Origin of the sequence: uncultured Nitrosomonas sp. (genome assembly GCF_902826915.1) — a bacterium.
In the GTDB taxonomy this organism is placed as follows: Bacteria; Pseudomonadota; Gammaproteobacteria; order Burkholderiales; family Nitrosomonadaceae; genus Nitrosomonas.
This window is the reverse complement of sequence record NZ_CADEGP010000040.1, coordinates 1-13104: the sequence shown is the minus strand read 5'-3', so window position 1 is coordinate 13104 and position 13104 is coordinate 1. Positions and strand designations below refer to the sequence as shown.

The 13104-nt window shown below is 45.6% G+C and carries 11 protein-coding genes; 8 read left to right on the top strand and 3 right to left on the bottom strand.

Annotation, left to right across the window (positions count from 1 at the left end; all coding sequences use genetic code 11):
- Positions 1 to 59: 59 nt before the first annotated feature.
- Positions 60 to 1223: a hypothetical protein gene (locus QZV86_RS08405; RefSeq protein WP_295626160.1), complete on the bottom strand. Its 1164-nt coding sequence runs from the start codon at positions 1221 to 1223 to the stop codon at positions 60 to 62.
- 236 nt (positions 1224 to 1459) lie between these two features.
- Between QZV86_RS08405 and QZV86_RS08400 the strand changes: the two genes are divergently transcribed.
- The 4 genes from QZV86_RS08400 to QZV86_RS08385 all read left to right on the top strand — a co-directional run bounded on the left by QZV86_RS08400 (position 1460) and on the right by QZV86_RS08385 (position 6157).
- Positions 1460 to 2629 carry a L,D-transpeptidase family protein gene (locus QZV86_RS08400; RefSeq protein ID WP_295626157.1) on the top strand — a complete coding sequence of 390 codons (1170 nt, stop codon included), beginning with the start codon at positions 1460 to 1462 and terminating at the stop codon, positions 2627 to 2629.
- A 100-nt stretch (positions 2630 to 2729) separates the two neighbouring features.
- The gene (locus QZV86_RS08395; RefSeq protein ID WP_295626154.1) at positions 2730 to 3749 is read left to right on the top strand and encodes an isoaspartyl peptidase/L-asparaginase family protein; all 1020 of its coding nucleotides are present in this window, start codon (positions 2730 to 2732) and stop codon (positions 3747 to 3749) included.
- Between the two features lie 42 nt (positions 3750 to 3791).
- Positions 3792 to 4610: a polyphosphate kinase 2 family protein gene (locus tag QZV86_RS08390; RefSeq protein WP_295626151.1), complete on the top strand. Its 819-nt coding sequence runs from the start codon at positions 3792 to 3794 to the stop codon at positions 4608 to 4610.
- Between the two features lie 53 nt (positions 4611 to 4663).
- Positions 4664 to 6157 carry a CYTH and CHAD domain-containing protein gene (locus tag QZV86_RS08385; protein ID WP_295626148.1) on the top strand — a complete coding sequence of 498 codons (1494 nt, stop codon included), beginning with the start codon at positions 4664 to 4666 and terminating at the stop codon, positions 6155 to 6157.
- A gap of 98 nt (positions 6158 to 6255) precedes the next feature.
- On the opposite strand, the gene QZV86_RS08380 is transcribed toward QZV86_RS08385, so the two are convergent.
- The gene (locus QZV86_RS08380) at positions 6256 to 7185 is read right to left on the bottom strand and encodes a GIDE domain-containing protein (RefSeq protein ID WP_295626145.1); all 930 of its coding nucleotides are present in this window, start codon (positions 7183 to 7185) and stop codon (positions 6256 to 6258) included.
- Between the two features lie 15 nt (positions 7186 to 7200).
- The gene (locus QZV86_RS08375) at positions 7201 to 7773 is read right to left on the bottom strand and encodes a LemA family protein (RefSeq protein ID WP_295626142.1); all 573 of its coding nucleotides are present in this window, start codon (positions 7771 to 7773) and stop codon (positions 7201 to 7203) included.
- Positions 7774 to 7990: 217 nt separating this feature from the next.
- On the opposite strand from QZV86_RS08375, the gene QZV86_RS08370 reads away from it, so the two are divergent.
- From QZV86_RS08370 to QZV86_RS08355, 4 genes are all read left to right on the top strand, one after another.
- On the top strand, positions 7991 to 8362 hold the full coding sequence (locus tag QZV86_RS08370) for a DUF4156 domain-containing protein (protein ID WP_295626138.1): 372 nt from the start codon (positions 7991 to 7993) through the stop codon (positions 8360 to 8362).
- Positions 8363 to 8644: 282 nt separating this feature from the next.
- Entirely contained in the window at positions 8645 to 8989 is a 345-nt protein-coding gene (locus tag QZV86_RS08365; protein WP_295626135.1) for a hypothetical protein, read from the top strand.
- A 749-nt stretch (positions 8990 to 9738) separates the two neighbouring features.
- Positions 9739 to 11970 carry an EAL domain-containing protein gene (locus QZV86_RS08360; protein WP_295626132.1) on the top strand — a complete coding sequence of 744 codons (2232 nt, stop codon included), beginning with the start codon at positions 9739 to 9741 and terminating at the stop codon, positions 11968 to 11970.
- Positions 11971 to 12144: 174 nt separating this feature from the next.
- Positions 12145 to 12450, top strand: coding sequence for a hypothetical protein (locus QZV86_RS08355; protein WP_295626129.1), 306 nt, complete (start codon positions 12145 to 12147; stop codon positions 12448 to 12450).
- The last annotated feature ends 654 nt before the right edge of the window (positions 12451 to 13104 follow it).

The window sequence follows — 13104 nt, the reverse complement described above, 5'->3', positions numbered from 1 at the left end:
ATACTACCGTTCCCTCTCACGCAATACCCAGGTTAGTATTTTATTTTTCCACAAGAAACTCAATACCGCCAATCATCAAATACATCGGTCGCAGATTCTTGTAAAAGCCGATTTTGATCTTTTAACCAGCGTTTGAAGTGCTTATCATCAGTCAGTTGCTGCAAATCCTGTTGCATCGCGATCAAGTCTCTCTCGAAACATAATTCTTCAGCCCTGAGACTGCGATGCAGGTTAGCCACGCTCACCGTTTCATAGGATTTGAGGCCAAATTCATGACGCGCATCATGACGCTGCTGTTGCAACTCGCTTTCTAATTCCTGGACTTGCTGTTTGAGTAATAGCGTCAACGCAGCAATTTTCTCTTCCGCCATTTTGGCAATGGATGCAGTGTCCGCTAATTCAACGCGCAACTGGATCTGCAGCAGGGCTACCAAATCACGGCGATCGTAAGCGGCGTTAGCTTCGCTCATTAGCACTGTTTTTCGGTCACGCTCCTCGGAATCAATAGCGCGATCGGGATGCAAGGCACTGGCCAGCTGCCGGAAAATCTTACGCAGTGTGGTTTCTGCCGCTTCCTGATCTGCTATGGCCTGGAGCTGAGCGGCGCTAGGTTTCTTTTTGCGAGTCCGAGCCCGTTGCCGCGCTTCCTGTTCTGCTGCTTCCGCTTCACGTAAACGTTCCATACCCGCTCTAAACACGTCTTGCGCAGAGTCCAACGACTCGTCATCGGGCAGCGGCTCACCCAGCATGTCTTCCATCATTTCACGCATGTCCATCATGGCGGCTTGCTCTTTCTGCGTCAAACTTTCTCTGCTGTGTTTATCGTGCAACGCTCTCATTTCCTCATCCCCTTGAACAATCAGCTGCATGCTAAGATTGCAAAGCATGGTCGCGGCAATACGTTCTTGCAGGGCACTTAAACCTTTGCGCTGCAACCGGCTATCCAGTAAAAACACCATTTCGCGCACACACAGGTTATGGCGATCACGCAATGGTGTCAGTTTCTGGTGGTACACAGGGCGATGCGCATCACGCATCACCTGCATTTCAACCAATTGCGCTTTCAATTTATCAATGCGCTCCAGTAGTCGGTTAAAGCGCTGCTGACTTGGCGATAACTGATCATTCTGCGGCGTCAATTTGAGTGCCGTTGCAGAGTCGTCTGAGGTTTGTTGGTGAATATCCTCAATCTCGCTGGAAAATAAATCGGGTTGATGATGCATTTTCTTCTCTTCTAAACCAACATGTTAAATGGATACAACAGCACTCATCCGAGAACAATAACACGCATGTCTTTGCTAGCAGCTGCATATTTATAGGAAATGTTAGTAGCCTTTATACTGCACACTTTCTAACCAACGGAACTGGATTGATGACTAGAATTATTGAGCCATGAGGAAAAAACCTGTAAATTGACGTACCATTGATGACTCTATTGTTTCGTGCCCTCATGATCCGGATGACTAAAACACTTTCACCATCGCTGCATTATATTCTGACATACGGCTTTCTCGGCAGTTTTTTCCTTTTGACCGGCTGCCAATCATTCTTAACCCAAACAACGAAACCAGCCAATCCAGCGGCTCGTTCATTGCCCATGCCGATTGCCAGCCATGAATACAGTTTCGATTCTGCCCGTGAAGATGTAGTGGGTAAATTACAAATCATCACCGCCCACGAGGACGATACACTGTCCGATATTGCTCGGCGCTTTAACCTGGGTTATGAAGAAATCGTCAGCGCCAACCCTCAAATCGATCCCTGGTTACCGAAAGCAGGCACAAAAATCGTAATCCCAACCCAGTTTGTGTTGCCGGATGCGCCACGTCAGGGCATTGTGATCAATCTCGCCGCAATGCGGTTGTTTTATTTTCCACAAACCGAAGCGGGAGAGCCACAAAGAGTCATTACGCATCCGGTCGGTATCGGACGCGTAGAATGGAAAACACCGGAAGGCATGACACGGATCACCGCCAAGAATGAGAATCCCAGTTGGATACCAACCCCCTCCATTCGCAAAGAATATGCCAAAAACGGCAATCCACTCCCTGCCATCGTACCACCGGGACCTGATAATCCAATGGGCGCTTATGTACTCAGACTCGCCTGGCCGAGCTACGCCATTCATGGCACCGATAAACCACCCAGCGTTGGCTTGCGTGGCAGTCACGGCTGCCTGCGCATGTATCCGGAAGACATCGCATTCATTTATAACGATGTGCCGGTAGGCACACCGGTTCGCGTGGTGAATCAGCCTTATCTGCTTGGCTGGCGCGATAACACGCTGTATTTGCAAAGCTATGCCATTTTAGAAGAGGATAAGCGTAATCACACCTTATTGCTTAAAAATTCTTTGAGCGCCGCGCGCGCTTCGTCCAAAGCAAAGTTTGATTCAAGGCCTCAGGCTCACATCAACCAAGCTCTGCTCAATGAAGTCATTCAGAATCCACGTACGATTGCGACACCAGTCACACAACCTGACTTGACACTGCAAGCCTACATTGATTTTGCAAAACGCGTACAAAATACGCTGCCGTTCAATGCCACCTGGGACGGAAACATGGATGGACAATTAACAGCAGCCACAGTCATAGAGATGGCCGATAGTGACGAGGTTCGTACGCGATAGAATTGAGTGCGCTTCCTTTAAGAATTCGCGGCGCACATTCACAAATCAATTTGAAGGGGCTGCGATACATACGCTCATTTACTTTCTGATCCTGCTCCCGATGACTTTACCATCAAATTTGGCTCAAGCTGACACGCCGCCAATCCGCCTGTTGATTCACGGTGGCGCAGGCGGGATGGAGCGCGGCAAACTAACCGCTGAGCGCGAACAGGCACATACCCAAGTGTTGACACAATCACTAGCTGCTGGCTATGCCATACTCAAGGCGGGGGGCAGCAGCACTGATGCTGTGATTGCAGCGATTGCGGTGATGGAAGATTCACTATTATTCAATGCCGGCAAAGGCGCGGTTTTTACTCATGCCGGGCGCATTGAACTGGATGCATCGATCATGGATGGCGCAACGCGCATGGCAGGTGCCGTTGCCGCTGTCACCACAATTCGCAACCCGATTCGTGCCGCACATGCAGTGATGACCCAAAGCGCCCATGTCATGCTGATAGGCGAAGGCGCCGATACCTTTGCCGCCGAACAAGGATTGGAAATCGTCGATCCTTCCTACTTCCATACCGAGTTCCGTTGGAAGCAACTGCAAAAAGCGATTGCTGAGGATCGCATGCTGCGCGATCATGATGCTGATGTCGACCTCAATACACCGCAGTCTGGCAAGGATGAAAAACGTGGAACCGTCGGTGCTGTCGCATTGGACCATCATGGCAATCTTGCCGCCGGCACGTCAACCGGCGGATTCACCAACAAACGTTTTGGACGTGTCGGAGATTCTCCCATCATTGGCGCCGGAACCTATGCGGATAACCGTTCGGTTGCGGTATCCGCAACCGGCACTGGCGAAATGTTCATTCGCACCGCAGCCGCATTCAATACGGCGGCGCAAGTTCGCTTACTACGCACTCCCATCGCCGAGGCAGCCGATAATGCGCTGGGAGAAATCGCCGCTATCGGTGGCGATGGCGGTTTGATCGTTCTTGATGCCAAAGGTCAATATACTATGCGGTTCAACACCAAAGGCATGTACCGCGGCGCTATCGGTAATGATGGTATTGCGTGGATAGGGATTTATGCCGGAAATGAAATATCACAAGAGAATTCCCTTAAATAACAGTTGAATACCTTCAAATTAACGGAAAAATAATCCATTGAAATGAAAAACTACCCAGTAAAACCCGACAGTAAACTACAGCTATCGCAATGCGATCCCGACGATACCGGCAGCTATGAGAAAAGCAGGCAAAGCAAGAAGGAAGCCAAAGCCGCCACAGAGAAATTAACCGACCAATTGAGCGAACTGCAAGAACGTTTGTACGCTAACAGTAACCGAGCACTGTTGATCGTATTGCAGGGGATGGATACCAGTGGTAAGGATGGCACGATCAAGCATGTGATGTCCGGTGTCAATCCGCAGGGATGCAAGGTAGTGACGTTCAAAACGCCTTCTGCAGAAGAGCTTGGCCATGATTTTCTGTGGCGCGTGCATCAGAAAGCGCCTGCCAAGGGACAAATTGGCATTTTCAATCGCTCACATTACGAGGATGTGTTGATTACCCGCGTGCATGGGCTGATATCAGACAAGGCGGTCAAGCAGCGGTTTAATCAGATCAAGGAATTCGAGGAGTTATTATCCGAAAGTGGTACGGTAATATTGAAGTTTTTTCTGCATATTTCAAAAGATGAGCAGAAAAAACGCCTGGAAGAACGTATCAACAACCCGGAAAAGCGCTGGAAATTTAACACCGGAGATCTGGAGGAACGGAAATTCTGGAGCAATTATCAGAATGCATTTGAGGCCATGCTGGCGGCCACCAGCACCGATGCCGCACCTTGGCATATTGTACCGGCCAACCGCAAATGGTATCGCAATCTGGTCATCGCCCACCATGTCGTGAAGGCATTGGAGAGCATGAAGTTGAAAACACCGCCTCCCCCCGCAGACATCAACTTTAAAACACTGAAGATTGAATAATCACAAATCTTTCCAGCCGCAGTAGCCTACGGCATTCAGGCAAGGAGTCCGTCATGGAAGTCGAACTGAAACTAGCCCTGCATCCACGCCATCGAGCACGGCTCCGACGCCACCCCCTGTTAACCGCAGTCACGCCGGAGCAACACTCGCTGTTGAGCATTTATTTCGATACCGAGAAATTTGACCTCATGCGGCGCGGCATTGCTTTGCGCTTGCGTCACGTGAATAATCGATGGATTCAGACACTAAAAGCCGAATCACAGTCGGTAGGTGCGTTAACAAGCCGTCCAGAATGGGAAGTAACGGTCATTGATGGCAAACATCCGGATTTCTCCGCATTGCCACCAGTCGCTCTGGATCTGCTTGCCGGAATTAAACTCAAACGCATTGTACCGGTATTTACTACTGAATTTCAGCGCACCACTTGGCTAATTGATAGTGAGCAAGCACAAGTCGAGGTAGCTCTCGATAGCGGAAATATCTATGCCGGAGATGCCTCCAGCAACATTTGTGAAGTTGAAATCGAACTCAAATCAGGAGCACCTGAATTTCTGTTCGATGTGGCAATACGATTGCTGGAGCATGTATCGCTTCATGTTGAGCCTCGCAGCAAAGCTGAACGCGGCTATATTCTGAACAACGCATCAACTCCTGTTCCAGTCAAAGCGGTCCAGCCGATGATTGAAAAAAACCAGCCGACTAAAGATGTCTGGAATGCAATCCTACAAGCCGCGCTGGTGCAATTATCCGCCAACGTGCCAGGCTTTCTGGAAAACTCGCACGACACTGAATATCTGCATCAACTCCGTGTTGCCTTGCGCCGCTTGCACACTGGCGCGCGACTGGCAAAATCACTAGGGCAAGCGATACCCGATTGGAATCGACCCCTACGCGAGTTGATGCAAGCACTGAATCCGGCACGCGACTGGGATGTATTTCAGCAAGAAACTTTGCCTGAGATTCTGTTGATTCTGGAATCATCCACAGGAAATATCGACATTAATGATACAGCCTCCGCTTTATTACAAAATACTGCCGCACTTGCCCGCCAGCAATCGCAAGCGCTATTGCGCAAGCCCGAATTTACCCGGCTCATGCTCGATATCGGCCGCAGCCTCTTATCTGCCGCACCCACTGAAGTCCGACAACAAGAGGTAAAAATATGGGCCAAGGCAGTTCTCGACAAACGCTGGCAGAAACTACGCAAAAGTTGCCATGGCTTCGCCAAATTGGATGCCAACGGTCGTCATAAAGCACGCATCGCTGCCAAAAAGTTGCGTTACGTAGCCGATGCTTTCGCACCGATCTACGGCAAACGCGCTGATCATTTCATTGCCGTTTTATCGGCATTACAGAACGAATTGGGATATACCAACGATCTGATTATCGGCCAGCAATTACTCCACAAACTCCCAAAAAAAACGGTCATGCTTGGCTTTGAGCTCGGTCGGCTGAGTGGCGCATTGGAATTTGCAGCTGCGCAGCGTGCGCATTCACCCACTGCCGTTTGGCGACGGCTGGCACGATCCCAATTATTCTGGCGCTAGGCGTTCTCAGAATTATAGGTGAGTCACTCAGAATCTCACTGAAAGAATTCTGAGGCTAAATGTTGATGCACAAGTTTCACTCGTCTGATCACGAACGATCATCCCTGTGCGTGCAATAGCCACGCGACAATACCGACAAATACTACGCACCCCATCAAAGCGATGCAGGCATTACTGCGATATTTCCGGGCCAATAACGCCTGAGGATATACCGATATAATAAAAGGCTGCGCCGAGTTATTCGACTTTGCAATAATGTTCGTGTCCGGTTCCAAAATCAGCTGATCGTGAATCTGTTGCGCTTCGGATCGAGCTTCCTGACGCGCAGCCTCCCATTCTTCCTGATCAATATTACCGTCCTGATTGGTATCAAATCGTTCTCGCAACGCCGACTGATCTTGTTTCCAATCGTTGATCAGATTGATCATTACGTCCCGGACTGATTTCTGTGTTGTAGCAGACCAGGTACTGAATTGCCCCAGTATATACAGTGATTGACCCGGCAGCACCAGCCATTCAGTGTAACGATAGCCGTGGGCCATGGCATGAACGACTGACTGACTCTCCAGTATTTGCGTACGAGTAGGCCATTCGGTATTGCCGTACCATACCAATTTCTCATCGCCACTGACTTCCGCGCCACTGGGATCCACGAAACAGCTACTTACGCCATCTGTCAGTTTGAATCGGTGATCGCTGACAGCTTTGTACACGACATTCCATCGAGTTTGCGTACGGCCCTTTTCGACAAAATATTCTTGCTGCTCGATTTGGCTGCGATACCAAACACACGGATGGTTCGATAGCGGCGCATATATAGGTTGATCATCAACCAACTGCCCCTTTCCCTCCAATTCAATATAACCCTGATGCGCGGAACGTAGCTTCGCAGTCGGCGTATTCTCAATGATCCGCAACCGTTTCCAATTGCGAGTAAAGAAATAGAAACTGAGCAACGCAACCAATATCGATGCGCCCAGCGCAAATTGGAATTCTTCGGGTGTAAATTCCATCGGCAAGGGAATCATGCTGGAGACAATGTATTAACCGAACAATTTAGCGATGTTGACATCCTGTTTATCAGCATCACCGAACTCCAGCAAATCGCGTGGTTTGAATTTAAACCAATTAGCAATAATGGCATCAGGAAATTGCTCAATCTGCACATTATTAATTTTGACCGCTTCATTGTAGAACTCACGACGATCTGCGATGCTGTTTTCCAGCCCGGTAATACGCACTTGCAAATGCTGAAATTTCTCACTGGCTTTCAATTCCGGGTAGTCTTCTGCAACGGCAAACAGATTGCCCAACCCAATGCGCAAGCTACTTTCCGCAGCGCCCAATGCACCGATATTACCCGCTTCCCGCGCGCTAGCTACCTGTGAACGCGCCGCAATCACCTGTTTGAGTGTTTCCTGCTCAAAACCCATGTATTGCTTGCAGGTTTCAACCAGTTTTGGAAGCTCATCGTGACGCTGCTTCAAAAGAACATCAATATTCGACCATGCCTGGGACACTGAATGTTTGATGTCCACCAAACTGTTATAGAGCATGATTCCATATACAAAAGCAATGGCCAACGCTGCGATAGAAATATAGAAAATAATGTCCAACGTCTCTCCTCCTATAAATTACATAAAATCCAATATACCTTAGAGATCCATCCATATCTGGATTGAAAAGATGCAGGTAGTGGCTTTATTTCACTGCATCGATTACTAAAATTCTGCAATACTTGTCCTGATCAGGGGTGATTGACGGATAATATCGTGTTTATCATTTATTTATGATTGTGAATTTATAGCTGCAATCAAGTATTAGGAGTTTCTCATGCGTGTTTCAAAACCATCATGCCAATTAATTAAGAACCTATTGATTTTACTGATCATTATGGGCTGCACTGAAGTTTCAGCACAGCCCGAGGAAAGCAAAGCCATTACTATCATGCTCGGGAAATCTGGTCCTGAAGGCTGCGAATTACTTGGAAAAGTAACAGGGTCTTCAAAAGAAAGTGAAGCCGAAAACGATACCACGTCTTATACCGAGCGACTCATCAAAGCCAGGAGCAATTTAACCAATGAGGCGAGAAAATTGGGCGGAAACAATGTGCATATTGTCCACTCCAACAACTCCGGCAGATATGAAATTCCCGGCGTTGATAAGGAAATCTTATATATCGGAAACGTTTATCGGTGTCATTAAGGCTACGAATTAAAACTGATCATCACTCACTTGCGTCTACCTTCAAACGCGATCCATTTGATTTTCCTTAAATATTTACTTTTTAGGAAATTTGTTGAAATATTCGATGAGTGTTACTATGCCACGTCTCGAGCCCTATTCTTTAACTTAAGTTTTTATCATTGCTCTGGAAAGCCAGGTAATACAAAATATTTAATAAGCAGAATCTAACATCAGTGCTCAGAGATACCTAAATAAACGGGGTTGCAAAACCCACTCTATTCATTTGTAAACGAGGTTGTCATGAACAAACTAATTTTATCCCTTTCAGTGGCTTTTTTATCTCTATTATTAGTGAGCTGCTCGGGGCAAGAAGGAACTGCTGAAAACATAGGTAAAGAAATCGATCAGTCCATCGATAGCGGCAAAAAAGCAGTTAATGAAGTTATAGAAAAAGTATCTGAGAAAATTGAAGAAATTGAAAGTGCGTTTGAAGGGCCTGCCGAACAAGCCGGTAAAGAAGTTGACGAAGCAGTTGAAAATGCCGCAGAAGAAGTTGAAGAAGCCAGCGATACATTAGAAGAAAAAATTGAAGAGGCCGGCGATACATTAGAGGAAAAAGTTGACAGTGCTGACAGCAGTAAGTAAACGGTGCTCCGATACTAATCAGCAATGACTGAGGGTCACTGCTAACAACTGAATCAGTATTGCATTCAGTTGTTAGCGTGACTCAACATAATAAATCCAAAATCTCAAAACACATTTACATCTAAAATTTTTCAGTCTCTTGTCAGCCTCTTATTCTGATACTGATAATTCGTCAGCCACCAACCAAGATAATTACCATACCACACTGACTGCCATATAAAGATTTTGTGCACTCTCATCGTCGACAAACTCAGAACAAAGCGCATGAATCTAAAATCCTTGATGAGAATATTAACTTCCTGAATTTAAGATAAATCTTTCTTAACCGATTAAAATATTATTATCGATCTGAAGCTAGCGCCTCTACTGACAGCAGCATCAATCCCATTCCTTCACGTGGCATCTTACTATGTATGCACCATTTTCTCATACATTGAAAATGTGCAATCCAGACAAATTTGCGGCAAAAGTTGCATTAAAAACTTGAATCCACGCAATCGATATGCCCAGCAGTTAACAACGAAACCATTTCCAGCACAACAAATAATTTGCAATCAACCACTTAATCAAAAAATTAATCAAACAGGTAAAAAAATAATCGATAAACCTTGAGCGCTTGACTAATTTACGTATAATTTACACCCACTTATATCCAAGAGCTAAATTTATTGCACACTAAAACTCTTTAACTCACATAATCTATGCAACAAACCACGTAGTTCAAATTGAAAGAGTGAGGTTAACACGTTGTGAATAAGAACATAACTCAACAAATCACTGCTCCAACCGATTATCTTGACCTCACCAATCCCGAGCAAAGTAAGATTCTTGAATTCCAACAGGAGATTCTTGAGTTAATCGTATTGGGAAATAATTACAAAGAAATTTGTGAAAAAATCTGCCTGTTGATAGAGCGACTCTTGGATAATGCAGTCGCATCAGTCATGCTACTGGACAAAGGCAAGCAATGCATGAATGTGTTCGCGGCACCCAGTATCCCGGCAGAGTGTATCGCACGACTCAATGGTTTGCGCCCTGGTCCTGAAGCGGGATCTTGCGGCAATGCAGTTTTTCGCCAGGAAGCAGTCTTTATAGAAAGCACGCTTGATGACCCACGTTGGCAAAGTATCCGAGAAATAGCCATCGATTTTAATATTCTCTCCTGCTGGTCAATGCCCGTGCGTAGTAAAGGTGGCGAATGTATTGGCTCGTTTGCGCTTTCCAGTTTTGAGCATCGCTTGCCGAGCGTATTTCACCGTAAATTGCTTCAAATTGGATCGTTCATTATTGGAATTGCATTAGAGCAACAAAAAATGAACGAGCAACTGTATCTTTCCAGTAAAGTTTTTGAAAATAGCCCAGAGGCAATCATGATTGCCGATAAGAATAGAGTCATCATTTCTATTAATAAAGCACTGAATATAATAACCGGATTTAGCGCAGAGGAGGTAATAGGCAAACCTACATCAATCGTCACATCCATTAGGCATAGCACTAAGTTTTTCCAGAAAATCTGGCTAAGTGTTAAACAATCTGGCCACTGGCAAGGTGAAGTGTGGAATAGGCACAAGTACGGGCGGGAATACCCGGCATGGTTAACCATCACTTCGGTACCAAATAACAATGGTTCGAGCTGTTACTATCTCATTAATTTTTCTAATATCACCGATAAGAAAAAATCGGATGAAATTATATGGCGGCAAGCAAACCATGATTCGTTGACCGGTTTACCAAACCGCAATATGTTCTATGACCGGCTAAGCCATGACATTAAAAATGTCTCCCGTGCAGGAACACTCTTAGCGGTGCTATTTATCGATCTCGACCGCTTCAAGGAAATCAATGATTCGTTTGGACACAGTGTTGGCGATGCTCTACTAATAGAAGCAGCAAAGCGGCTCAATGGCTGCGTTCGAGAAACCGATACGGTTGCACGCCTGGGCGGCGATGAATTCACCATTATTCTAAACGGACTCACCGATCAAAACTGTGCAGAAAGAATAATCCAGCTGATTTTACTGGAATTGACTAAACCATTTTATTTGAATGCTAAGTTAGCTTATGTCACGGCAAGTATTGGCGTGACATTTTTCCCTGCTGATGCGAGCAGCGTGGAAATTCTGATGAAGAACGCTGACCAAGCCATGTATGCCGCCAAAAATAATGGGCGCAATTGCTGCAGTTATTTCACTTCCAGCATGCGCAAAGCAACAGAAATCCGTTCAAGAATCGCCTATGAATTGCGTCATGCACTTAGAGAACAACACCTGTTCTTAATGTATCAGCCCATTGTAGATCTAACAACCGGTTATATCCATAAAGCCGAAGCCTTAATACGCTGGCAACACCCAGAACGCGGAACAATTTATCCAATAGAATTCATTTCCATTGCAGAAGAATCCAACTTGATAACTGAAATAGGCGATTGGGTATTCAAGCAAGCCGTCAATCAGGTCGCTGCATGGCAAGCTAATTACAATACTAATTTTCAAATTAGTATTAATAAATCACCCAAACAATTTATCAGCAAAATGAGCGATTGGGTGAATCACTTACGTGAGAAAAAACTGGATGGTCAAAGCATTATCGTTGAGATTACTGAAAACTTGTTGCTAGATATCCATGAATTAGTCGTAAAACAATTATTAAGTTTCCGCGATGCAGGAGTACAAGTAGCCATTGATGATTTTGGCACAGGTTATTCGTCACTTTCTTATTTAAAAAAATTCGATATCGACTATCTCAAGATTGATCAGTCCTTCATTTCTAATCTGGATAGCAAATCTAACGATAGAATCCTATGTGAAGCGGTCATTACCATGGCGCACCGTCTGGGTATGAAAGTCGTCGCTGAAGGCGTGGAAACAGATTCGCAGAAACAACTTTTAATCGCCATGGGCTGCGATTATGGACAAGGTTATTTTTTTAGCAAACCTCTGTCCGTAGAAAATTTTGAAGCGCTTCTTCAGCAAACACCTTGATAAATTATAATGTTTTAGGTAGCTAGCCTATTTAAGCACAGGAGATGCTTATTATTTTGTGGGTCCTCTTTTGCCAGATATCTAAAAGAATTCTTTTAGTGCGATCACCACGTCACGATGCAAAACATAGCTTTCCGCTTCCGATCCGATCCGATCCGATCCGATCCATTACCCATGAAAATATTTACGCGGATATCTCTTCTTTTTCTTCTTATTTCATCCTCTTCAGGTTGCTTATCACCGATCGCGTTAAGCAAAGCGGCTGAAGTTTATGATGACGCTGCTATCCGTGCGGAGTCGAAGCAGCTTCTGACCAATATCGCACGCGCCCAGCATCATGAGCCGCTGACATTTGAACGCAGCGGGACATTTCCTGCTAGCGCGATTTCTCCGGAAGGACTCTTTAAAACCATAGACAAAGATTTCACCGTAAACCACGACGGAGAAAAGAACACTTACACATTGAACGCCCCATCCTGATTACCAATTACGACCCCGATATTCTATGCTGCAAGGAACGAGCGAATTGATACAACCTAATTAATCCGTGAATAGAAAATGATGTCGCTTTCGATATCCATCCCGATTATCCAGGAGGTGAATGGCCCATCCAAGGCGCTTTCCGGCTGAGAAGCTTTCATACAATTCTGAATTTTCTTGCTCACGCGCTGAATGAACAAGCCGAATATTACGTTGAAAAAGATCCGCGCACTCCTCCCATTGCAAACGATGAAAATCCTAGTCACACCCTGTGTGCCTTATCGTTGCGGATAAATTGCCCGATGGAGCAAACTTATTCACATATTCACATATTCACATATTCACATATTCACACGGCAAATATTATGCAATCGATACAACGGGTGCAAATGCGCACTGCAATCGCAATGCATTTCAATTACTGTATATCCTGTACCGACTGACAGTGACTGACACGAAATTGCTAGACTTACCGATTACTATTTCGAAGTAAATCTTGGAACCACGAGACTATCGGATCATGTATCTGGATCAGAGTTTACGTTCTCATTTTTATTTTTATGCATGCCTCATTGCCCGACTCATAGCAATAGAGAGGGTATGTAGTCGGTCCTGAAATATGCATAATCATTTGATATTATGCATGAATGCGCT